Source organism: Sphingomonas sp. G-3-2-10 (assembly GCF_012927115.1).
Lineage (GTDB): Bacteria > Pseudomonadota > Alphaproteobacteria > Sphingomonadales > Sphingomonadaceae > Sphingomonas.
Genome location: NZ_JABBFY010000002.1, coordinates 111,790 through 134,250 on the forward strand (window position 1 = coordinate 111,790; position 22,461 = coordinate 134,250).

At 65.8% G+C, this 22,461-nt stretch carries 22 protein-coding genes; 12 read left to right on the forward strand and 10 right to left on the reverse strand.

Going from position 1 to position 22,461, the window contains the following annotated elements:
- Positions 1-35: 35 nt before the first annotated feature.
- The 3 genes from HHL13_RS17095 to HHL13_RS17105 all read left to right on the forward strand — a co-directional run bounded on the left by HHL13_RS17095 (position 36) and on the right by HHL13_RS17105 (position 5,759).
- Positions 36-1,046, forward strand: coding sequence for an alpha/beta hydrolase (locus HHL13_RS17095; RefSeq protein ID WP_206377146.1), 1,011 nt, complete (start codon positions 36-38; stop codon positions 1,044-1,046).
- A gap of 25 nt (positions 1,047-1,071) precedes the next feature.
- Positions 1,072-2,253, forward strand: a complete 1,182-nt coding sequence (locus HHL13_RS17100; protein ID WP_169557125.1) for an acetyl-CoA C-acetyltransferase — start codon at positions 1,072-1,074, stop codon at positions 2,251-2,253.
- 242 nt (positions 2,254-2,495) lie between these two features.
- Positions 2,496-5,759 carry a TonB-dependent receptor gene (locus tag HHL13_RS17105; protein ID WP_169557126.1) on the forward strand — a complete coding sequence of 1,088 codons (3,264 nt, stop codon included), beginning with the start codon at positions 2,496-2,498 and terminating at the stop codon, positions 5,757-5,759.
- A 213-nt stretch (positions 5,760-5,972) separates the two neighbouring features.
- On the opposite strand, the gene alr is transcribed toward HHL13_RS17105, so the two are convergent.
- Positions 5,973-7,004: an alanine racemase gene (gene alr, locus HHL13_RS17110; RefSeq protein WP_169557127.1), complete on the reverse strand. Its 1,032-nt coding sequence runs from the start codon at positions 7,002-7,004 to the stop codon at positions 5,973-5,975.
- Between the two features lie 44 nt (positions 7,005-7,048).
- The gene (locus HHL13_RS17115) at positions 7,049-8,653 is read right to left on the reverse strand and encodes an MFS transporter (RefSeq protein ID WP_169557128.1); all 1,605 of its coding nucleotides are present in this window, start codon (positions 8,651-8,653) and stop codon (positions 7,049-7,051) included.
- A gap of 172 nt (positions 8,654-8,825) precedes the next feature.
- Between HHL13_RS17115 and HHL13_RS17120 the strand changes: the two genes are divergently transcribed.
- Positions 8,826-9,131 carry a hypothetical protein gene (locus HHL13_RS17120; protein WP_169557129.1) on the forward strand — a complete coding sequence of 102 codons (306 nt, stop codon included), beginning with the start codon at positions 8,826-8,828 and terminating at the stop codon, positions 9,129-9,131.
- Between the two features lie 21 nt (positions 9,132-9,152).
- Here the strand turns inward: HHL13_RS17120 and metH are convergent, their stop codons facing one another.
- The 4 genes from metH to HHL13_RS17140 form a co-directional block, all read right to left on the reverse strand.
- On the reverse strand, positions 9,153-11,756 hold the full coding sequence (metH, locus tag HHL13_RS17125; protein ID WP_169557130.1) for a methionine synthase: 2,604 nt from the start codon (positions 11,754-11,756) through the stop codon (positions 9,153-9,155).
- 143 nt (positions 11,757-11,899) lie between these two features.
- On the reverse strand, positions 11,900-12,949 hold the full coding sequence (locus HHL13_RS17130; protein WP_169557131.1) for a homocysteine S-methyltransferase family protein: 1,050 nt from the start codon (positions 12,947-12,949) through the stop codon (positions 11,900-11,902).
- Between the two features lie 129 nt (positions 12,950-13,078).
- Complete coding sequence (metF, locus tag HHL13_RS17135) at positions 13,079-13,996, reverse strand: methylenetetrahydrofolate reductase (protein ID WP_169557132.1); 918 nt, start codon at positions 13,994-13,996, stop codon at positions 13,079-13,081.
- Complete coding sequence (locus HHL13_RS17140; protein WP_169557133.1) at positions 13,993-14,940, reverse strand: metalloregulator ArsR/SmtB family transcription factor; 948 nt, start codon at positions 14,938-14,940, stop codon at positions 13,993-13,995. Before HHL13_RS17140 ends, metF begins: the two co-directional genes overlap by 4 nt.
- A 103-nt stretch (positions 14,941-15,043) precedes the next feature.
- Between HHL13_RS17140 and HHL13_RS17145 the strand changes: the two genes are divergently transcribed.
- Genes HHL13_RS17145 through HHL13_RS17155 form a run of 3 tightly spaced genes read left to right on the forward strand, consistent with a single transcriptional unit; the run spans position 15,044 to position 16,399 of the window.
- Positions 15,044-15,283 carry a hypothetical protein gene (locus HHL13_RS17145; RefSeq protein WP_169557134.1) on the forward strand — a complete coding sequence of 80 codons (240 nt, stop codon included), beginning with the start codon at positions 15,044-15,046 and terminating at the stop codon, positions 15,281-15,283.
- 1 nt (position 15,284) lies between these two features.
- Complete coding sequence (locus HHL13_RS17150) at positions 15,285-15,452, forward strand: hypothetical protein (protein WP_169557135.1); 168 nt, start codon at positions 15,285-15,287, stop codon at positions 15,450-15,452.
- Positions 15,449-16,399 (forward strand): aldo/keto reductase, encoded by a 951-nt coding sequence (locus HHL13_RS17155; RefSeq protein WP_169557136.1) that lies wholly within the window; start codon positions 15,449-15,451, stop codon positions 16,397-16,399. Before HHL13_RS17150 ends, HHL13_RS17155 begins: the two co-directional genes overlap by 4 nt.
- On the opposite strand, the gene HHL13_RS17160 is transcribed toward HHL13_RS17155, so the two are convergent.
- Positions 16,396-16,800, reverse strand: coding sequence for a GFA family protein (locus HHL13_RS17160; protein ID WP_169557137.1), 405 nt, complete (start codon positions 16,798-16,800; stop codon positions 16,396-16,398). The two genes, HHL13_RS17155 and HHL13_RS17160, sit on opposite strands and share 4 nt — an antisense overlap.
- 91 nt (positions 16,801-16,891) lie before the next feature.
- On the opposite strand from HHL13_RS17160, the gene HHL13_RS17165 reads away from it, so the two are divergent.
- A complete protein-coding gene (locus tag HHL13_RS17165; RefSeq protein WP_169557138.1) occupies positions 16,892-17,587 on the forward strand; it encodes a YafY family protein in 696 nt (231 codons plus the stop codon).
- Here the strand turns inward: HHL13_RS17165 and HHL13_RS17170 are convergent.
- Positions 17,580-18,005: a VOC family protein gene (locus tag HHL13_RS17170; protein WP_206377147.1), complete on the reverse strand. Its 426-nt coding sequence runs from the start codon at positions 18,003-18,005 to the stop codon at positions 17,580-17,582. The two genes, HHL13_RS17165 and HHL13_RS17170, sit on opposite strands and share 8 nt — an antisense overlap.
- A gap of 107 nt (positions 18,006-18,112) precedes the next feature.
- Between HHL13_RS17170 and HHL13_RS17175 the strand changes: the two genes are divergently transcribed.
- Positions 18,113-18,502, forward strand: coding sequence for a nuclear transport factor 2 family protein (locus HHL13_RS17175; protein WP_169557140.1), 390 nt, complete (start codon positions 18,113-18,115; stop codon positions 18,500-18,502).
- Positions 18,499-18,816: a DUF1905 domain-containing protein gene (locus HHL13_RS17180; protein ID WP_240953883.1), complete on the forward strand. Its 318-nt coding sequence runs from the start codon at positions 18,499-18,501 to the stop codon at positions 18,814-18,816. The genes HHL13_RS17175 and HHL13_RS17180 overlap by 4 nt, the downstream gene beginning before the upstream one ends.
- Here the strand turns inward: HHL13_RS17180 and HHL13_RS17185 are convergent.
- Both HHL13_RS17185 and HHL13_RS17190 read right to left on the reverse strand, forming a co-directional pair.
- The gene (locus HHL13_RS17185) at positions 18,813-19,289 is read right to left on the reverse strand and encodes a hypothetical protein (protein WP_169557141.1); all 477 of its coding nucleotides are present in this window, start codon (positions 19,287-19,289) and stop codon (positions 18,813-18,815) included. The two genes, HHL13_RS17180 and HHL13_RS17185, sit on opposite strands and share 4 nt — an antisense overlap.
- A 31-nt stretch (positions 19,290-19,320) precedes the next feature.
- Positions 19,321-20,700 carry a helix-turn-helix transcriptional regulator gene (locus HHL13_RS17190; protein WP_169557142.1) on the reverse strand — a complete coding sequence of 460 codons (1,380 nt, stop codon included), beginning with the start codon at positions 20,698-20,700 and terminating at the stop codon, positions 19,321-19,323.
- Positions 20,701-20,899: 199 nt separating this feature from the next.
- Here HHL13_RS17190 and aceA point away from each other — a divergent pair, with 199 nt between their 5' ends.
- Together aceA and HHL13_RS17200 are read left to right on the forward strand one after the other, a co-directional pair.
- Positions 20,900-22,183: an isocitrate lyase gene (gene aceA, locus HHL13_RS17195; protein ID WP_169557143.1), complete on the forward strand. Its 1,284-nt coding sequence runs from the start codon at positions 20,900-20,902 to the stop codon at positions 22,181-22,183.
- A 14-nt stretch (positions 22,184-22,197) separates the two neighbouring features.
- Complete coding sequence (locus tag HHL13_RS17200) at positions 22,198-22,356, forward strand: hypothetical protein (RefSeq protein ID WP_169557144.1); 159 nt, start codon at positions 22,198-22,200, stop codon at positions 22,354-22,356.
- Positions 22,357-22,461 lie beyond the last annotated feature (105 nt).

A 22,461-nucleotide genomic window follows, 5' to 3' on the forward strand; every position in this document is an offset into this window, starting at 1 on the left:
CCTTTCATTCCGCAGCGCAACACGGGCCGCGCCCCCTGCCCCTGTTCCTCGACCTGCTGCGCAGCGAAACCGCAGCATCGCCCGAGCGGCGGGCAGCCGCGCTGGCCGGTCTTAAGGCCTATCAGGAGGCGCCCCGCCCTGCCCCGCGCACGCCGAAGCCGGTGGTTGCGAGCGCCGGCCGCGCCAGCCTCCGCGACTATGGCGGCAGCGGGATTCCAGTGGTTTTCATCCCCTCGCTGATAAACCCGCCCTTCGTCCTCGATCTGGCGCGCGGCAATTCGCTGCTGCGCTGGATGGTGCGTCAGGGCGTGCGGCCGTTGCTGGTCGATTGGGGCAGCCCCACCCCCGCCGACCGCGAGCAGGATGTTGCAGCGCATATCGAGCAGTTGCTGGTCCCCATGCTGCGCGCGCTAAAACGCCCCCCGGCGTTGGTCGGCTATTGCCTGGGCGGTACGATGGCCACCGCTGCCGCGTGCCTCACCCCCGTGGCCGGCGTCGCGTCGATCGCCGCACCTTGGCATTTCGAAGGCTATGGCGACGCGCTCGGCCCGATGTCGGACCTGTGGGACCAGTCGCACGAGATCTGCGACGCGCTCGGCCTCGTCCCGATGGAAGTGCTGCAAGCGGGTTTCTGGCAACTCGATCCGCGCCGAACGGTCAGCAAATATGAACGCTTCGCTCGCCTGAAGCCGGGTAGCGCCGAAGCGCGTGGTTTCGTCGCGCTGGAGGATTGGGCCAATGCCGGGGCGCCGCTCACCTTCGGCGCGGGACGCCAGTTGTTCGACGAATTTCTCTCCGCCGATCTGCCCGGCCGCGGCCAGTGGCGGATCGGCGGCAAGGCGGTCGGCCCGCAAGCGCTCGACTGCCCCTCGATCGGCTTCGTCTCGCTGACCGACAGGATCGTCCCCGCCGCCACCGCCGCGCGCTTCGAGCAGAATGTCGAACTTTCGATGGGCCATGTCGGCATGATCGTGGGCGGCCGCGCCCGCGCTGCATTGTGGGAACCGCTCGCCCACTGGCTAAGGATGCTGCGGCGCACTAGATAGCCTCCAAATTCTGGAGTCGCTCATCATGACCAGCCCGTCCGATATCGTCATCGTTGCCGCCAAGCGCACCCCCGTGGGGAGCTTCCTCGGCGCCTTCGCGAGCACCCCTGCGCACGAGCTTGGCCGTATCGCGATCGAAGCTGCGCTGCAGCAGGCCGGCGTCGCGGGCGAGGACGTCTCCGAAGTCATTCTCGGTCAGGTGCTGACGGCTGGCCAGGGCCAGAACCCTGCGCGTCAGGCGTCGATGGCGGCCGGCGTTCCCAAGGAAGTTCCGGCATGGGGCGTGCAGCAGGTCTGCGGATCGGGCCTGCGCGCGGTTGCGCTCGCGGCTCAGGCCGTCGCCACCGGTGACGCGACCATCGTCGTGGCGGGAGGTCAGGAGAGCATGTCGCTCAGCCCCCACGCCCAGTCGCTGCGCCCGGGCACCAAGATGGGCGACCTGAGCCTGGTCGACACGATGATCAAGGACGGCCTGACCGACGTGTTCAACGGCTATCACATGGGTATCACCGCCGAGAATCTGGCTGAGCAGTATCAGGTCACCCGGCCCGAGCAGGACGCCTTCGCGGTCCGCTCGCAGAACCTCGCGGAGAAGGCTCGCGCCGAGGGCAAGTTCAAGGACGAGATTGCCCCGGTCACGATCAAGGGCCGCAAGGGCGATACGATCGTCGCCGACGACGAATATATCCGCGCGGGCGCGACGGTAGAGGGCATCGAGGGCTTGCGCCCGGCGTTCAAGAAGGATGGCAGCGTCACCGCCGCCAATGCCTCGGGCCTGAACGACGGTGCCGCGGCGCTGGTCGTCATGTCGCGCGCCGAAGCCGACAAGCGCGGCATCCCCGTCCTCGCGCGCATCGCCAGCTGGGCCTCGGCCGGCGTCGACCCCTCGATCATGGGCATCGGCCCGGTCCCGGCGTCGAAGAAGGCGCTGGAAAAGGCCGGCTGGACCCTCGCCGACCTCGACCTGATCGAAGCCAATGAGGCGTTCGCCGCGCAGGCGCTGTCGGTCGGCAAGGAGCTCGGCTGGGACGCGGAGAAGGTCAATGTGAACGGCGGCGCGATCGCCATCGGCCATCCGATCGGCGCTTCGGGCGCCCGCGTGCTGACCACCCTGATCTACGAAATGGGCAAGCGCGACGCGAAGAAGGGCCTCGCAACCCTGTGCATCGGGGGCGGCATGGGCATCGCGATGTGCATCGAACGCTGAGATCGCAATAGTCCGAATCGTAGGTTTATCGCACCGCCGCTCGCGGTTGCGGAAAGATGCGCAAGAGGGGGAATTTACGCACGAATCGTACGGAATTCTCCCATTGCGGCACAGCGGTGTTACATTCTCGCAACACTTCAGACACAAAGCCCACGCTGCAATGCGATGTAACTTGCAAGCGAGATAGAAACTCTGCTGTTCATGCCCCCTTCAGGCACTTCCGCCTGGTAGGGGCACTACCTATGAAACTCTCACGCTTGCTGAGCGCCTCGGCGCTCGCTGGTACCCTGGTCCTGGTTCCCGCGACCGCATGGGCGCAGGACGCGGCCAGCACCACGTCGCAGGAAACTGCCACGGAAGGTGAAGAGACCATCCTGGTCACCGGTTCGCGCATTCGTCGTCCGAATGTCGAATCCAACCTTCCCGTCACGTCGATCACCGGTGAAGAATTCTTCGCTCAGGGTCAGACCAACATCGGCGACACGCTGAACGACCTCCCGCAGCTGCGCAGCACCTTCGCTCAGCAGAACCCGGGCGCGGGCGTCGGCATCGCCGGCCTCAACCTGCTCGATCTGCGCGGCCTCGGCACCGTCCGCACCCTGGTGCTGGTCAACGGCCGCCGTCACGTCGCTGCCGACATCCTGAACTTCGCGGCTTCGCCTGACGTCAACACCATCCCGAACGATCTGATCGAGCGCGTCGACATCGTGACCGGCGGCAACTCGGCCGTTTATGGTTCGGACGCTCTGGCGGGCGTCGTCAACTTCGTGCTGCGTCGCGACTTCGACGGTCTTCAGGTTCGCGGCATCGCTGCCGTTTCGGAAGAAGGCTTCGGCGGCAACCAGTACGTCTCGGCGATGTACGGCAAGAACTTCGCCGACGGCCGCGGCAACATCACCGCGCACGTCGAATATGCCCATCAGGAGCGCATCTACGCTTCGGACATCCCGGCCTTCCAGCGCGTTGACGGCTTTGCGACCGTCGACACCGACAGCGCCGGCCTGCCGCAGGCGAGCGACGGCTTCCCCGACGCGATCTTCGTCCGCGACATCCGCAGCGCCACGATCCACCGCTTCGGCCTCGTTTCGGTTCCGCAGCCCAACGCCACCGGCCTTTGCGGTCGCGGCACCCTGGCGAACAACGGCCCGGCCAACACCAGCGGCACGGCGTTCCACTGCAACTACATCTTCAATGCGGACGGTCGTCTGGTTCCCCAGACCGGCACCCGCTTCGGTTCGGGCCCGGGCGGCACCTTCGTGGGCGGCAACGGCCAGACCTCGCGTGAAGGCCAGCAGCTCTCGATCCTGCCGTACATGGAGCGTGTGAACGCCAACCTGCTCGCGCACTACACCTTCAGCGACGCGTTCGAAGTGTTCGCCGAAGCCAAGTATGTCCGCACCAACTCGGTGGGCAACCAGCTTGGGCCGACGTTCCTCAACAACACCACCGCTTCGCTCGGTAACGACACCCGCCTCAATCCGCGGCTGGACAACCCGTTCCTGAACTCGGCGGATCGCACGCTCATCGCCAACGCCATTCTGGCCAACAACTGCACCTATGCATTTGGCACCAGCATCGGCACCGTGACCTGCACCGACAACACCCCGGGTGGCGGTACGCCGGCTCAGGAAGCCACCAAGGCAGCCAACCTCGCGGCTCGCAACACTGCAATCGCCAACGGCACCTACCGCTTCCTGTTCGCTCGCAACCTGACCGACTCGCCGGATCGTGACGAGTATTTCCGCCGCAACACCTATCGTGTTGTCGTCGGTGCTCGCGGCACGTTCAACGAGGACTGGAACTACGAGCTTTCCGTGAACTACGGGAAGATGGAAGAGCGGGCCGAGATGAAGGGCTTCGTCAACCGTCAGCGCTTCCTGCTGTCGCTCGACTCCGCCATCGATCCGGCCAATCCGGGTGCCGGCATTCAGTGCCGTTCGAAGTTCGACGCCGCTGCACGCATCGGCGCTCCGGGCTACAGCCAGTCGGCAGCGACCCTGGCAGCGGACGTTGCCGCATGCGTTCCCTACAACCCGTTCGGGTCGAAGGATAACAGCGCAGCGGTCAACTACTTCAGCCAGCGCATCGTCAACACTGCCTCGATCGACCAGCTCGACATCCAGGGCTTCGTTTCGGGTGACCTGAGCCAGCTGTTCGAGCTGCCGGGCGGTCCTGTCCGCTTCGCACTCGGCGGTGAATATCGTCGTGAAAAGGCCTTCAACAACAGCGATGAAGCTGCGGATACCGGCGTTTCGAACTCGGTGTTCCTCGGCGACGTCGACGCTCCGGCGCTGGAAGTGAAGGAAGCCTATGGCGAAATTCAGATCCCGCTGCTCAAGGGCGTGCCGTTCTTCGAAGAACTGACCGTCAGCGGCGCCGCACGCGTTTCCGACTACAACATCGCAGTCGGCACCGTCTGGGCGTACAACGGCGGCGTCGAGTGGGCCCCGATCCGTGATATCCGCTTCCGTGCCAACTATGGCCGCTCGGTGCGTGCACCGAACGTTTCGGAAACCGGCTTCCCGGCGGTCAACAACTTCGCCAACGGCTTCATCGATCCGTGCAACGCAAACGCGATCGGTAACAACGTGAACCGTTCGGCGAACTGCGCCGCGCAGCTCTCGACCGTGCAGCTCGCCAATCTTCCGACTGGCGGCTACTCGCTCGGCGTTGTCTCGGGCAGCAACGCGAACCTGGAAGAGGAGACTTCGGACTCCTACACCATCGGCGCGGTCATCCAGCCGCGCTGGATTCCGGGTCTGTCGCTGACCGTCGATTACTACAACATCAAGGTCAACAACGTGATCGTGTCGCTCGCTGCGCAGACGATCGTGAACTCGTGCTATGACTCTCCGGGCCTCAGCAGCCCGCTGTGCGCGGCATTTGCCCGTAACCTCAGCGGCTCGAACGGACCTGCAGGCGAACTGCCGGGCCAGATCCTGAACTACACCACGGTTCAGGGCCCGCAGAACTTCGCTCGCCGTGAGCGTCAGGGCATCGACGTCGAGGCTGCATATCGCACCAACCTCGGCTCGGATGTCCGCCTCAGCACGCGCCTGATCTATTCGCATCAGCTGAAGAACAGCAACTTCCAGGATCCGACTCGTCCGAACTACGAGAACCGTCTCCTGAGCGAGCTGGGTGATCCGCAGGACGAATTCCGCTTCAACGCGGACGTCGCTGTCGGTCGCTTCACCTTCGGCTACGAGATGCGGTACATCGGTCCGATGCTGACCACGACGTACGAGAACATCTACTCGCTGAACAACGAAACGCCGCAGAACTCGGACGCGTTCGAGATCCTGCAGTATCCGAGTGTCTTCTATCACGACATCCGGTTCGACATGCGTGTCGGCGGCGAGAATAGCGGTCTCAACTTCTACGCTGGTATCGACAACGTCCTGGCGACCGAGCCTCCGCTCGGCACCACGGCGACCGGCGCCGGCAGCGCGATCTACAACATCCGCGGCCGTAACTTCTACGCTGGCTTCAAGGCCCGCTTCTGATCGTTCGCGATCTGACCTGATACAGGGGGCGAAGGTTCATCCTTCGCCCCCTTTTTTTTGGCCGGACCACGCCACGACGCGCCGGCTCAGAACCTTTCGATGCAGCATGGCAGGCATGACGCGCCATCCGGCAACCGCGCGAAGAAGCGCTCCGGCAGTGTCGCAGCTATGTCCGGATTGGCGCGCGCACCCGCTCGCGCCGGGGGAGCGCCGTTACGCCCAGACCCTGTCGAACCGGCGGCCCAGTCCGGTCAGCAGCTCATATTGGGAAAGCCCGCTCAGCGCGGACGTCGCGGGAAGGTCATAGTCGAGCGACACCCAGTCGCCTTCGCCCAGCCCGGACGCGGCATCGACGCCCACCGCCGTCAGGTCCATCGATACGCGGCCCAGTACGGCCAGTTCGACATCGCCCGCCCATGCCCGGCCCTTGCCCGAGAAGCAGCGCAGATAGCCGTCGGCATAGCCGATATTGAGCACCGCCACGTCCATGTCGTGCGGCGCGGTGAAGGTCCCGTTATAGCCCACGATCCCGCCGGCGGGCACGCGCCGCCGCTGGAGGATCTGCGCCTGCGGAGTCACCACCTGCCGGATCGCCGCCGCGTGCTCGGGCCGCTGCACGCCGCCATAGAGCGCGATGCCCGGCCGGGTCAGGTCGAACGCATAGTCCGCGCCGCGCGCGATCGCCGCCGAATTGGCCAGGCTCATCCGCCGCGCCGAAGTCCGGCCCTTCAGGCCCGCGAACGCCGCGCGCTGCCGTTCGTTGAGCGGGGTTTCCTCGTCCGCGCTGGCGAGATGACTCATCAGCGTCTCGATCGTCAGCCCATCCAGCAGGCCATCGGCGATCTCGGCAACCGACACGCCCAGCCGGTTCATGCCGGTATCCACCATCACGTCGCACGGGCCGGCGCCGGCCTCGCGCCAGCGCTTCACCTGCTCCGCGGTGTTCAGCACCGGCCGCGCATGGCCCGGCCGTTCGCCCGCCATGTCCTCGGCCCGCGGGCCGTGCAGCACCGATACCGAAACGCCCAGCCCGGCCAGTTCAGCGGCTTCGGTCCAGGTCGCGACGAAAAAATCGCGGCACCCCGCATCGGCCAGCCGCTTCACCACCTGCGGCGCGCCCAGGCCATATCCATTGGCCTTCACCGCCGCGCCGCACGCCGCACTGCCGCTCATCTGCGCGAGCGCGCGCCAGTTGGAGACCAGTGCGTCTCCATCGATCCGCAGGCGAAGAGGGGCGGTAATCATGGCTTCGGGAGGTAGCGGCCCCGGCCGCCGCGCGCCACCCCGGTTCAGGCGGCGCGAGGCGGATTCGTCTCCTTCAGGCCCCAGACCGTCACCACCAGCGCCATCGCCACCACCGCCATCGTGTACCACAGCCCGGCATAGGGATCGCCGGTCTTCACCACGATCGCCTGGCTGATGAAGGGCAGGAACCCGCCGAAATAGCCGGTGCCCAGATGATAGGGGATCGACATGGAGCTGTAGCGGATCCGCGATGGGAACATCTCGCACAGCAATGCCGCCACCGGCCCGTAGGTCGCGCCCGAAAGCGCCATCAGCGCGACGATCGCGGCAATGATGATTGCGATGTTGCGCGGCGACGGGATTTGCGGCGCGAGATCGTATCCGGCCGCCTTCAGCGCCGCGTCGAGGCCGGTCGCGCTGGTGTCCTCGATCCGCACGCCGCCCACCGTCACGTCGATCGACGACGCCTGCGCCTTGGTATAGGCGACGCCCTTCTTCGAGAAATAGTCGAGCACCTGCCCGCATTCGTCGGCCTGCTTCGCCGCGAACGGATCATAGTTGCAGGCCGGGCCGGAGACGACCACCGGCGCGCGCTTCGCGGCTTCGGCCAGCGCCGGATTGGCCGCGCTGCCGATCACCCAGAAGGCGGGGAACAGCAGCAGCAGCGTCACCACATAACCGATCACGATCGGCTTCTTGCGCCCGATCCGGTCGGAGAGGTTCCCGAAATAGATGAAGAAGACGAGGCCCAGCGTCGCCGCCGCACCGGTGATCAGCTGCGCCGCGGTGGGCGAGACCCGCATCGGCCCGGTCAGGAACGACAGGACCGAGAACATCGCGGTGTACCAGATCACGGTCAGGCCCGCCGCGATGCCGAACAGGGCGACGATCAGCCGCTTCCAGTTGCCGGGATAGGTAAAGCTTTCGACGAACGGATTGGCTGCGGTCTCGCCGGCTTCCTTCATCGCCTTGAACACCGGGCTCTCGGACAGCTTCAGCCGCATCCACAGCGACACGGCGAGCAGCAGGATCGAGAACAGGAACGGCAGGCGCCAGCCCCAGTCGTTCCACGTCTCGGCAGGCATCGGCAGCTTGAAGCCGAGCACTACCATCAGGCTGAGGATGAAGCCGCCCACGACGCTCGCCTGGATGAAGCTGGTGTGGAATCCGGCGCGTCCGCCCGGCGAATGTTCGGCGACATAGATCGCCGCACCGCCATATTCGCCGCCCAGCGCCAGTCCCTGCGCGATGCGCATCAGCAGGATCAGGATCGGTGCGGCCATGCCGATCGCGGCATAGCTGGGCACCAGCCCGATCCCGGCGGTGGCGATGCCCATCAGCGTGATGGTGACGAGGAAGGTGTATTTCCGGCCGAGCTTGTCGCCCAGATAGCCGAACAGGATCGCGCCCAGCGGCCGGAAGCCGAAACCCACCGCGAACGTCGCCCAGGCGAGCAGATCGCCCAGCACCGCATTGTCCGCGGGGAAGAAGGTCCGCCCGAGGATGCCGGTGGTGGTCAGCGTGCCCCAGATGAAGAAGTCATACCATTCGAACACGGTGCCGGCCGACGATGCGCCGATCACCAGCCGCATTTCCTTCGCGCTCGGCTCAGCCGCGTGTTGCGGCGTCCCTTCGGCATTCGTCGCCATGTTCCGGATCCCCACCCACAATTTTGTGGCAGATTTACCCGGTTCGGGTCAGGCGGCAAGAGGCGGAGATTGCGCCATCTTGGCTTCGATATTTGGCGACACGCTTCCTCGCGCATCAGACACTCCCTCATGCCCGCGCGATTCGACACGCGGCGCAAAACTGGAGGGGAATATGTCAGACATGCCAAGCGACCCGATCAGCACGTGCGTGTGCAACTGGTTCGATGCGAACGGCAGCCTCGAGATCCACGTCTTCTCGAGCGACAATTACAAGATCACCGAACGCTACACCACCAGCACCAGCGGCGGCTGGGTCACCGGGTCGATCTTCGACGGCCAGCAGGCATCGGTGACGACCTGGAAGGATTCGGCGGGCCAGCACATGCGCCTCTATGTCACCGGCGGCGGCAAGACCACCGAATGGTGCTTCGATCCGGGCAGCACCGCCTGGAGCGTGGGCCAGTACAGCACGAGCTGACCGCTCGGGCGCGGCCGGGCCTCAGTCGAGGTTCGGCCGCAGCCAGCGCGTCGCCTGCGTCACGTCCACGCCGCGCCGCACGGCATAGTCTTCCAGCTGATCCTGCCCGATCCGCGCCACGCCGAAATACTCGGCCTGCGGATGCCCGAAATAGAAGCCCGAGACCGCCGCGGTCGGCAGCATCGCGAAGCTCTCGGTCAGGCTGATCCCGGTGCGCTTGTGCGCGTCGAGCATCTTGAACAGCATCGGCTTCAGGCTGTGCTCAGGGCAGGCGGGATAGCCCGGCGCCGGGCGGATGCCGCGATATTGCTCGCGGATCAGCGCTTCGTTGTCGAGTTGCTCGCCTTCGGCATAGCCCCATAGCGACGTGCGCACGAACTGGTGCAGTCGCTCGGCGAACGCTTCGGCCAGACGGTCGGCCAGCGCCTTGAGCAGGATATCGCTGTAATCGTCGATCGCGTTCTTGAAGCGCGCCAGATGCGGCTCGATCCCGTGGATGCCCACCGCGAACCCGCCGATCCAGTCGCCGTCATGATCGATGAAGTCGGCCAGGCACATATTCGCCCGGCCTTGGCGCTTCTGGATCTGCTGGCGCAGCATCGGCAGCGTGACATGCTGTTCGTCCTGCACATGGACGATGATGTCGTCGCCTTGCCGCCGGCACGGCCACAGCCCGGCCACGCCGCGCGCGGTCAGCCACTTTTCGGCGATGATCTTGTCGAGCATCGCCTGAGCATCGGCGAACAGCGAGGTCGCGCTCTCGCCGACCACCTCATCGGTGAGGATCGCGGGGTAATTCCCCGCCAGCTCCCACGCGCGGAAGAAGGGCGTCCAGTCGATATATTTGCGCAGGTCGTTGAGGTCCCAGTCGAGGAACTCGTGCACCCCCGGCATCCGCGGCTTGCCCGGCTTGAGCGCCATGTCCGCATCGAACGCATTGTCGCGCGCCTTGTCGATCGGCACCAGCTCGCTCTGCCCGCGCCCCGCGCGCGCCACGCGAACCTGCTCATATTCCTCCGCGATCTTGGCGACATAATCGTCGCGGATCGTGTCGGAGACCAGCGTGGTCGCCACGCCCACCGCGCGCGACGCGTCGAGCACATGGACCACCGGCCCCTTGTACGCCGGCTCGATGCGCAGCGCGGTATGGACGCGCGACGTCGTCGCCCCGCCGATCAGCAGCGGCATGGTCATGCCCGAACGCTGCATCTCCTCGGCCACCGTCACCATCTCGTCGAGCGAGGGGGTGATCAGGCCCGACAGGCCGATCATGTCGGCGTCATTCTCGTTCGCGGCTTCGAGGATCTTGGTCCACGGCACCATCACGCCCAGATCGACGACTTCGAACCCGTTGCACTGCAGGACCACGCCGACGATGTTCTTGCCGATGTCGTGAACATCGCCCTTCACCGTCGCCATGATGACCTTGCCCTTGCCCTTGGCGCCAGGCTCCTTGGCGGCTTCGATGAAGGGCAGCAGATGCGCCACCGCCTTCTTCATCACGCGGGCGGACTTTACCACCTGCGGCAGGAACATCTTGCCCGATCCGAACAGGTCGCCGACCACGTTCATGCCGTCCATCAGCGGCCCTTCGATCACTTCGATCGGGCGCGCGAAGGCCTGACGGCATTCCTCGGTATCCTCGACCACGAACGTGTCGATGCCCTTGACCAGCGCGTGTTCCAGCCGCTTGGCCACGCCCCAGCCGCGCCACTCCGCCGCCTGCTTCTCGGCCACCGCATCGGTGCCGCGAAACCGCTCCGCCAGCGCGACCAGCCGCTCGCCCGCATCGGGATCGCGGTTGAGGATCACGTCCTCGCAAGCGGTGCGCAGCTCGGGCTCGATCTGGTCATAGACATCAAGCTGGCCGGCATTGACGATCGCCATGTCCATGCCCGCGGGGATGGCGTGATAGAGGAACACCGAGTGCATCGCCTTGCGCACCGGCTCGTTGCCACGGAACGAGAAGGAGAGGTTCGACAGGCCGCCGCTGATATGGACATGCGGGCAGCGCGCCTTGATCTCGCGGCACGCCTCGATGAAGTCGACGCCGTAATTGTTATGCTCCTCGATCCCCGTCGCGACCGCGAACACGTTGGGATCGAAGATGATGTCCTCGGGCGGGAAGCCGATGCCGACCAGCAGCTTGTAGGCGCGCTCGCAAATCTCGACCTTGCGGTCCTTGGTGTCAGCCTGCCCGACCTCGTCGAACGCCATGACGACCACGGCCGCGCCATAGGCCATGCACTTGCGGGCATGTTCGAGGAACTGGTCGACGCCTTCCTTCATGCTGATCGAATTGACGATCGGCTTGCCCGAAACGCACTTCAGCCCCGCTTCGATCACGTCCCACTTGGACGAGTCGACCATCACCGGGATGCGCGCGATGTCCGGCTCGGCCTGGATGAGCTTCAGGAAGGTGGTCATCGCCTCGTGCGCGTCGAGCAGGCCCTCGTCCATGTTGACGTCGAGCACCTGTGCGCCGGCCTCGACCTGCTGCAGCGCGACTTCGACCGCGGCGGCATAGTCGCCGTTCATGATCAGCTTCTTGAAGCGCGCCGATCCGGTGACGTTGGTACGCTCGCCGATATTGACGAAATTGGTGGAGGAGGTGGTGGTGTTCATGGGTCTTCTTCTTAGCTCCCTCTCCCCTCCGGGGAGAGGGTCGGGGTGAGGGGCAGTGTGTCTTGTCTCAATCACCGTCGGGATCCGGGCAGCGTCCTGCCCCTCTCCCAACCCTCTCCCCGTCGGGGTGAGGGCTTTAGAACTCAGGCAGCCGCCATCGTGAACGGCTCGAGCCCGGCCAGCTTGGTGCGTACCTCGGCCGCCGGGATCGGACGCGGGGCCAGCCCCGCCACCGTCTCCGCGATCGCATTGATATGCGCCGGAGTCGAACCGCAGCAGCCGCCCAGGATGTTGACCTGACCCGCATCGGCCCATTCCTTGACGAGGCCCGCCGTGGTCACCGGCATCTCGTCATAGGCGCCGAGTTCGTTGGGCAGGCCGGCATTGGGATAGACCATGATCAGCGTGTCGCAGATGCCGCTCAGCGTCTTCACGTGCGGACGCAGCTGTTCCGCGCCGAACGAGCAGTTCAGCCCGATCGTGATCGGCTTCGCATGGCGCACCGCGTGCCAGAAAGCCTCGACCGTGTGGCCCGAAAGGTTGCGCCCGGAGAGATCGGTCAGCGTCATCGACATCATGATCGGCAAATCGCGGCCCAAGGCTTCGCCCGCTTCGATCGCCGCCTTGATCCCGGCCTTGGCGTTCAGCGTGTCGAACACCGTCTCGATCAGGATGAAATCCGCCCCGCCCTCGACCAGCGCATCGATCTGCTCGCGATACACGTCCTTGAGGTAATCGAAATCGATCTCGCGATAGCCCGGATCGTTGACGTCGGGGGACAGCGACAGCGTCTTGTTGGTCGGTCCGATCGCCCCGGCGACGAAGCGCGGACGCCCGTCCTTCGCTTCATATTCGTCGGCGAGGCGGCGCGCGATTTGCGCCGACGCGACGTTGATTTCCTTCACCAGATGCTCGGCGCCATAGTCCGCCTGGCTGATCAGGTTGGCCGAGAAGGTGTTGGTCGAAACGATATCCGATCCCGCCTCGAGATATTCGCGCGTGATCGTCTCCGGCACTTCGGGCTTGGTGATCGCGAGGATGTCGTTGTTGCCCTTCTGGTCGTGGCTCAGGCCCAGCGCGCCGGCATAGTCGGCCTCGGCCAGCTTCCAGTTCTGGATCTCGGTCCCGAACGCGCCGTCGGTCATCAGGATGCGCTTGGCGGCTTCGGCCAGCAGTCGTTCGCGTGGGGTCATTCTTCTTCACCTTCTAATGCCCCTCCCCTTCAGGGGAGGGGTCGGGGTGGGGCAGTCTTCACGAGCGGCGGTCTCTGCGAGAAATCCCCCACCTCCAACTCCTCCCCTGAAGGGGAGGGGCTTATCTGGTTACGCCGCCACCGGCTCCAACACCTTCGGCCGAACCCCCAGCAAATGGCAGATCGCGTAGCTCAGCTCGGCTCGGTTCAGCGTGTAGAAGTGGAACGCCCGCTCGCCGCCCGCATAGAGTTTGCGGCACAGTTCGGCCGCGACCGTCGCCGCGACCAACTGGCGCGCCGCCGGATGGTCGTCGAGACCCTCGAACAGCTTGCCCATCCATTTCGGTACGTCGGTGCCGCACATCGCCGACATCTTGGTGACCGCGGCAAAGCTCATCACCGGCATGATGCCCGGCACGATCTCGGCGGTGATCCCGGCCTTCGCGGCATCGTCGCGGAAGCGGAAGAAGGTCTCGGGCTCGAAGAAGAACTGGGTGATCGCGCGGTTCGCGCCGGCGTCGATCTTGGCCTTCAGATTGTCGAGATCGGCGGCCGCGTGCGGCGAATCCGGATGGCATTCGGGATAGGCCGCGACCGAAATCTCGAACGGATGGAGCTTGCGCAGGCCAGCGACCAGATCGGCGGCGTTCTCATAGCCGCCCGGATGCGTGCTGTACTTCTCGCCCGCGCGAGGCGGATCGCCGCGCAGCGCGACGATGTGGCGCACCCCGGCTTCCCAATATTCGTTGGCGACCTGATCGATCTCTTCCCGGGTCGCTTCGACGCAGGTGAGGTGCGCGGCCGCCGGGATCGAAGTCTCGCGCGCGATCCGCGCCACCGTGTTGTGCGTGCGCTCACGCGTCGTGCCGCCCGCGCCATAGGTCACGCTGACGAAGCGCGGCCCCAGCGGCGACAGGGTCTGGATCGACTCCCACAGAGTCTCTTCCATCTTCTCGGTCTTGGGCGGGAAGAATTCGAACGACACGTCGATATCGCCCGCCACGTCCGCGAACAGCGGCGCTGCGTACGGGTCCACCTTGTTACTCATGCCGCCTTCACTTTCCCCGTCTCCTGACCGGTCTTGCGACCCAGCCACAATTTCACCGTCAATTCCCCGCCCTCGAGCGTCTCGATCAGCACCGGGGCCAGCCCCTGCGCTTCGAACCAGCCAAGTATCTGTTCGTCAGAAAAACCGAGGCGCGCATGGGCGTCCTTCGACCGCAATTCCTCGCGTTCGTGCGGTGCGAAATCGGCGATCAGCAGCCGCCCGCCCGGCCCCAGCACACGCGCCGCTTCGGCAATTGCTGCACCGGGTTGCTGCGCGAAATGGAGCACGTGATGCAGGATCGCCGTGTCTGCGCCGCCATCGGGCAGCGGCAGCGCATAGAGGTCCGCCTGACGCAGTTCGGCATTGGCGACGTCGACCAGCTTGGCCCGCGCCAGGCGCAGCATTTCCGACGAGCGATCGATCCCCAGCGCCTGCTCCGCGCGCGGCGCGAACAGTTCGAGCATCCGTCCGGTGCCCGTGCCGATATCGATCAGGCTGCCTAGCGAGCCCTCTCCCAGCACGCGGCCCATCGCGGCCTCGACTTCGCTTTCCGCGACATGGAGCGACCGGATCGCGTCCCAGTCTCCGGCATGATCCTCGAACCATTCGTTCGCTGCGCTTGCCCGGTCGGCACGCACCGCCGCCAGCCGCGCTTCGTCGGCCACGGCCCAATGGTTCGGCTCGCGCCACGCGTCCAGCGCCGCAAATACCGGCTCGGTGCGCCCGCCTTCGCCCAGCGCCACGAACACCCAGCTGCCTTCCTTGCGCCGCTCGGCAAGGCCCGCGTCGCACAATATCTTCACATGGCGCGACACGCGCGGCTGGCTCTGCCCCAGCACCTGCGCCAGTTCGCCGACCGACAGCTCCATCGCCCGCAGCAGCGCAAGGATGCGCAGCCGCGTCGAGTCCGCCAGCGCGCGGAAAATGCCGAGAGCCTGATTCATGGTGGGATATAGATATAAAGATATCTTTATATCAGGTCAACGCAGTTGCCCGCCCCCGCGCGCCGGGGTAGCCAGCAGGCCACAGTTCCGTCCGGAGAATATCATGCGCAAGGCCCTCCTCGTCCCCGTCCTCGCTCTCACTGCCTTCGGCCTTGCCGGTTGCGGCAAGAAGGCGCCGAACGAAGCGCTCGAAGCGAATGAGCTGATCGGCGGCGACAGCAACACGATGGGCGAAGCCGTGGACGATGTGAATTCCGCCTTCGCCAACGCCGAGATCAGCTACGACAACACCACCATCCCCGCCGGCAACACGACCGTCGAGGAAGGCAGCGGCGACGAATAAGATGCGCGCGCTCGCCCTGATCGCAGCCCTCGCGCTGTCCGCCTGCCAGTCGGACAGCGATCCCGGTCCGGGCGAAGTGACGCGCGGCGAGGCCCGCCAGCTCGACGAGGCGGCTGCCGCGACCGACATCAACGCGGTAGAACCCGCCAACGAGTCCGCAGCGCAATGAGCGATCTCCGCCCGCTGGGCACGTCCGGCCTTTCGATCCGTCCGCTGGTGCTGGGCGGCAACGTCTTCGGCTGGACCGCGGACAAGGCGACCAGCTTCCGCATCCTCGATCGCGTGGCCGAGATCGGCAATGTCCTGATCGACACCGCCGACGTCTATTCGGCCTGGGTGCCGGGACATCAGGGCGGCGAGTCCGAGACGATCATCGGCGAATGGCTCAAGAGCAGCGGCAAGCGCGATCGCGTGCTGATCGCCACCAAGGTCGGAATGCTGCCGGGCGAAGGCGGCGAGAAGCTCGCCCCCGCCCGCATCGCCGCGGCGGCCGAAGCGTCGCTGGCGCGGCTCGGGGTGGAGCGGATCGATCTCTATTATGCCCATCAGGACGACGACGCGACGCCGCAGGCCGATGCCCTCGCTGCGTTCGGCAAGCTGATCGATGCCGGCAAGGTCCACTCGATCGGCGCGTCCAACTTCCACGCTGCCCGCCTCAAATCGGCGCTCGACATTGCGACGAAGGAAGGCCTGCCGCATTACCGCGCGCTTCAGAACGAATATAACCTCGTCAGCCGCCACAAATATGAAGGCGAGCTCGAGGACCTTTGCGTCACCCGCAACATCGCTGCCCTGCCCTTTTACGGCCTCGCCGCCGGCTATCTGACAGGCAAGTACCGCACCGCCGAAGACACCGCAAAGAGCGTGCGCGGCGGCCGGATGAGCGAGCTGATCGACGGCAAGGGGCCTGCGGTTCTCGCCGCGATGGACACCGTCGCGGCGGAGACCGGCGCGTCGCTGGCCCAGATCGCGCTTGCCTGGCTGATGGCACAGCCCGGCGTCACCGCCCCGATCGCCAGCGCCTCCAATAGCGAACAGCTCGAAGACCTGCTCCGCGCATGGGACCTGACGCTGACCCCGGATCAGCTCGACCGGCTCTGCGACGCGGGCCTTTAGAGAATCGCTTTCTCCTTCGGCTCGGTCCACCAGCTATTGTTGCGCCCGTCGCCATAGTTGACCGGCGCGGCGGCCAGTTCCTCATGGCTCGCATCGTCGAGCGACATGACCTGCACCGATACGAACGCGCCGCCGATCTCGGGCACATTGCCTTCGCTGAACGGCGCGCAGCCGCAATTGCCGCAGAAGCGGTGCGAACCCTGCATCGTGCCGAAGCGATATTCGCGCAGCACCTCCTCGCCCGAAAGCAGACGGAACTGATCGGGCTTGAGCAGCGCACCCCAGTTGCGCCGCTTGGTACAGATCGAGCAGTTGCACTTGCCCGTGCCGGCCGCGAGATCGATGTCGGCTTCGAATTTCACTGCGCCGCAATGGCAGCTGCCCTGATAGGTCTTCATCATCTCGCATCTCCTCGTTTGCACTGACGAGGCTGGACCTACTGCCATGCTGCTGCCAGCATGGTGTCAGCAGCATGGCAGTAGGGTCCGCAAAATGAGAAAAGCCGACCGCCTGTTCCAGATCGTCCAGATCCTGCGACGCACCGCGCGTCCGATCACCGCCGATGCGATCGCCGAGGAGCTCGAGACCTCCAAACGATCGGTCTATCGCGACATCGCGGCGCTGATCGGCCAGCGCGTGCCGATCCGGGGCGAGGCCGGTATAGGCTATGTCCTCGAAGGCGGGTTCGACCTGCCGCCGCTCATGCTTACCGCCGACGAGATCGACGCCGTGGCGCTCGGCGCGCATTGGGTCGCGGGCCATGCCGATCCCGCGCTCGCCCGCGCCGCCCGTGACGTACTCGCCAAGATCGAGAATGTGCTGCCCGAGGAATTGCGCCCCTTCATCGCCGATCCCACCGCCCGCACCGCACCGGCATGGGACCGGTACGAAGACGGCCTCGACGCCGCACAGCTTCGTGCGCAAATCCGCGCCGCCAGGAAGCTGCGCATCGGCTATGCCGACGAAAGCAGCGCGGTCACCGAGCGCACCGTCTGGCCGCTGATGATCGGCTATCTCGACGCGCGTCGCATCCTGATCGGCTGGTGCGAGTTGCGCGGCGACTATCGCAGCTTCCGGCTAGACCGCATCCGCGAAGCGGAATTTCTCGACGATCCGATCCCCGGCCGCCCGGCGCAGATGCGCGCCGAATGGCTGAGGCGCGTCCGCCGCGAGGCGAGCGCTACATAGCGAAGGTCACCACGACGCTCTCCGCCGATTGCTCGGCCTCGCCATGATAGACCGCTTCGATATTGTTGCCGTCGGGATCGATCAGGAACGCGCCGTAATAGCCGGGATGATAGGCGCGTTCGCCCGGCGCGCCATTGTCCTTGCCGCCCGCCGCCAGCCCGGCCTTGTGGAACGCCTCCACCATCGCCCGGTCCTTCGCCTGAAACGCGATATGGTGCCGTCCGGTCAGCTTGCCCGCTGCGGCCTCGCTGTCCGCGGTCGAGATGAACAGCTCGTCGACCCAGAAATAATCCTCGCCCTCGCCGCTCAGAGGCAGGCCGAGCACTTCGAACAGCGCGGTGTAGAATTTTCGGCTGGCGGACAGGTCGGCCACGACCAGCTGGATATGGTCGATCAGCCTGCCGCGATGCAGTTGCATGGTTTCCATTGCGCTCTCCGAAACTCGCGAAAAAATCCGCTCCCGATGCGAACCCGCGCCGCCTCCGCCCGGTTCCCGATCGCACGCCGAGCCTGTAGGGACAGGGCATGGAAACCAGCCCCGACCTCGCCATCCGCCTGCGCCGCGCCGCGTTCAATCGCGCGCTGGCCGAAGCCGATCTCGCCGCGATCCGCCCGATCCTCGCCGCCAATTCGGTGATCGTCACCGGCACCGACAGCGCGATCCGCACCGATCGCAAGGCGCAGCTCGACATCTGGAAGAAGAATTTCGCCTCGCCCGACCGGGTGATCTACACCCGCACGCCCGACACGATCGTCATCTCCCCGGTCGAGCCGATCGCGATGGAGCACGGGGCCTGGCAGGGCGTGTTCGCGGCATCCGGGGAAGAACTCGCCTCGGGCGCCTACACCGCCAAGTGGCGGCGGATCGATGGCGACTGGGTGATCGAGGCGGAAATCTATCTGACGCTGGCATGATGCCGTCGGGCGAGATCCTCGCGGATGTCCGCTTCACGGCCGAAGCCTTCGAATGGCGCGGCCCTGCCCCATTCGTCTTCGTCGCGGTGCCCGAAGAGCATACCGGCGAAGTCCGCTACGCCGCCCGGCTTGCCAGCTATGGCTGGGGCGTGGTCCCGGTATCCGCGGAGATCGGCGGCATCTCGTTCCGTACTTCGCTGTTCCCCCGCGACGGCGCCTATCTGCTTCCGCTCAAGGTGGCGGTGCGCAAGGCAACCGGAATCGTGCTGGGCGATCTGGTGACGGTCCGCATGCGGATCGCCAACGCCTATTAGCAGGCCTTGACCTGCGCCAGCGCCGCGGCGCGGTCGTCCATTGGAAAATTCACCACGAACGGATCGACGCCGGGATACTCGCTCAGCCGCAACTCGAATGACTCGTGCCGCGCCGTCTCGTCGCGCCACTTGAATTCCATTTCCCACATTCCGGTCTTGGTCCGGGTCAAGGTGATCGCGCCGATGTCGCGCCCATCGGCGATGAACCTGGCCGGAAAGCTCGCAACGCCGCCTTCGGGCCAACCCTCAGGCGAGAACGCCACCCTCTCGGTAACCACACCGTTCGCGCGCAGCTTGAGATAGCCGAAGGAATGCCCCTCGGTCATATTGGCCACCACACAGCCTTCGTCGCCCATATCGTGCTTGAGCCAGTCCTGGGAAAGCCCCGGCGCAGAGTTCCAATTCTGGGCAGCCGCCGGTGTCACGGTGGCGAGGAACACGGCGAGTGTAGCTACTGCGAATTTGGTCATCATGCCCGATGGGTGATGCCCGACGCGCGCTCCGTCAATCCCCCGCAAACCCGAAGGGCGACAGCCCCGCCTCGCGCTCGTTGACCGTGCGCGCTCGCGTCGCGGGCGCCGCCGACCGCTGCGCGCAATCGGGGCGGGTGCAGGCGCGGCATCCCAGGCCGATCGGCACCGCACCGCTCGCCAGATCCAGTCCACGCGCCGCCGCCAGCGTGCCGGCATCCTTCGCCGCGAGACCCAGCCCGACGGCGAACCGCGCGCGCACGCCGCCCGCCCGCGCTCCCGGCGGCGTCACCATCCGCGCGGTCGTCAGCCAGCGGCTTTCGTCTTCGAGCGACACCAGCTGCGTCGCCACGTCGCCCGCCCGCTCGAACGCGTCGAACAGCCCCCAGAGCGGGCACACGCCCTGCCCCTCGACCAGCGGCGATCCGCTCGCCCCGCCATAGCGTTTCGACACCTGCCCGGCCCGGTCCACCCGGATCATGAAGAAGGGCAGCCCGCGCGCGCCGACGCGCTGCAAGGTGGTCAGCCGGTGCGCCACCTGCTCCCAGCTCGCGCCGAAGCGCCGCATCAGCAGTTCGACATCATATCCGGTCGCCTCGCACGCGCGCAGGAACCGGGCATAGGGCATCACCAGGGCCGCCGCGAAATAGCCGGTCAGGTGGCGGCGATAGAGCCGCTCCCCCGTGCGATCGAGGCCCGCGCCGCGCACCAGCCCCTCAATCTCGGCGCCCGCTTCCTGCGCCAGCCGCTCGGCGAGCGCCATCGTCCGCGATTCGGGACCGAGCAGCTCGGAAAGCTGGATCTGCCGCGCGTGCAGGTCGATCCGCTTGACCAGCCCCGGCATCACGTCGGCCGGCAGGATGCGCACCGACAGCTGATGCTTCACCCGCAGCCGCTCGGCCATCGCGCCATAAAGCTCGCCCGAGCCTTGCCGCAGCTCGTCGGCCAGCGCTTCGGCGGCAGCGTCGAGATCGGCGAAATGGTTGCGCCATCGCTCGATCTCGCGGCGGACAGCACCTGCCGGATCGGGCGTCTCGTCCGGCGATGCGCCGCCCGATCCCATCCGGTCATAGGAGCGGGCAAAGGCTTCCGCCCCGCCCGGCGCGCCAGCCAGCCATTCCTCGACCTGGGTGCGGTCGACTTCCAGATCGGCGAACATGGGGTCGGCCAGCCGCCGCCGGATCGCATCGGCTCCGCCACCCGGCTCGCTGGCGGTCAGGGCGCGAGGATCGAAATCATAGGTTTCGGCAAGGCGCAGCAACAGGGTTGCGGTCAGCGGACGCTGGTTGCGCTCGATGAGGTTGAGATAGCTGGGCGAGACTTCCAGCGCCTCGGCCATCGCCGCTTGCGTCAACCCGAGGGTGCGACGGAGCCGCTTGACCGCATGCCCGGCGAAAATCTTGCGATCGGCCATGTCCTACACACCAAAGTTCTGCTTATGTTCGAATCGAACGTCGATCAGAGTGGATTGTAAATAAGTTACATCACGACAACAGAGTTCACAAGCTTGAACAACCACACCACCTCATCGGCGGGGGAATATTCTCCAATCTAGGTGTCAACCGTGTCAACCAAACTGGGACAGCAACGCCTATCCAGTCAAGGAATACACAATGACGACGACCTTCGAAGATCTGGTTCCCGCGCCGGCTGGCCGTTTCGACGGGATCACCCGTCCCTACACCGCCGACGACGTGGCGAAGCTTCGTGGGTCGTTCGCGGTCGAGCACACGCTGGCTCGCAAGGGCGCGCTGAAGCTGTGGGAACTGCTCAAGAACGAGCCGTACATCAACTCGCTCGGCGCGATGTCGGGCAATCAGGCGATGCAGCAGGTCCGCGCCGGCCTGCAGGCGATCTACCTGTCCGGCTGGCAGGTCGCCGCCGACGCCAACACCGCCTCGTCGATGTATCCCGACCAGTCGCTCTACCCGGCCAATGCCGGTCCGGAGTTGTGCAAGCGGATCAACAACGCCCTGCAGCGCGCCGACCAGATCGAGCATAGCGAAGGCGGCGCGACCCGCGACTGGTTCGCGCCGATCGTCGCCGATGCCGAAGCCGGTTTCGGCGGCCCGCTGAACTGCTTCGAGATCATGAAGGCCTATATCGCGGCCGGCGCAGCGGGCGTGCACTATGAGGACCAGCTCGCTTCGGAGAAGAAGTGCGGCCATCTGGGCGGCAAGGTGCTGATCCCCACCCAGGCGCATATCCGCAACCTCGACAGTGCTCGCCTGGCGGCGGACGTGTGCGGTGTCCCGACGATCATCTGCGCCCGCACGGACGCGGAAAGCGCCAAGCTGATCACCTCGGACATCGACGAGCGCGATCACGAGTTCCTGACCGGCGAGCGGACCCCCGAAGGGTTTTTCCGCCTGAAGGAAGGCACCGGTGTCGATCATTGCATCAAGCGCGGCCTGAGCTTCGCCGAGCATGCCGATCTGCTGTGGTGGGAGACGAGCTATCCCAATCTCGAGGATGCGCGCCGCTTCGCCGAAGCGATCAAGAAGGAATATCCCGACAAGATGCTGGCGTATAACTGCTCGCCCAGCTTCAACTGGGAAGCCAAGCTCGACAAGGAAACCATCGCCAAGTTCCAGCGCGAAATCGGCGCGATGGGATACAAGTTCCAGTTCGTGACCCTCGCGGGCTTCCACCAGCTCAACTACGGCATGTTCGAGCTGGCCCGGGGCTACAAGGATCGCGGCATGGCAGCCTATTCCGAGCTGCAGCAGGCCGAATTCGCCGCCGAAGCGAACGGCTACACCGCGACCCGCCACCAGCGCGAAGTCGGCACCGGCTATTTCGATCTGATCGCCACCACCGTCGCGGGCGGCAACAGTTCGACCACCGCGCTCGCCGAGAGCACCGAAGCAGACCAGTTCAAACAGCAAGCAGCCTGAGAGGAGTGATTAAAATGACCACCGAACCCCAGCGCAGCCGCGCCGTGTTCTCGACCGAAGACTTCCGCCTGATCCGCGAAGCCGTCGGTTCCCATCTTCAGCAGGTCAAGGATTCGCCGGAATCGGTGAAGTTCTCGAACCTGTACCACCGCCTCGGCCGCGTCGCCGCCTGACGCAGCCCCGATATCGCGCCAACCAGCGCGAACGTCTTTCCTGGGGAGGAAAGGGTGCCCGCCGGAGCCTCGACAGGCTTCGGCGGGCGCTTACGTCAGGAGCAG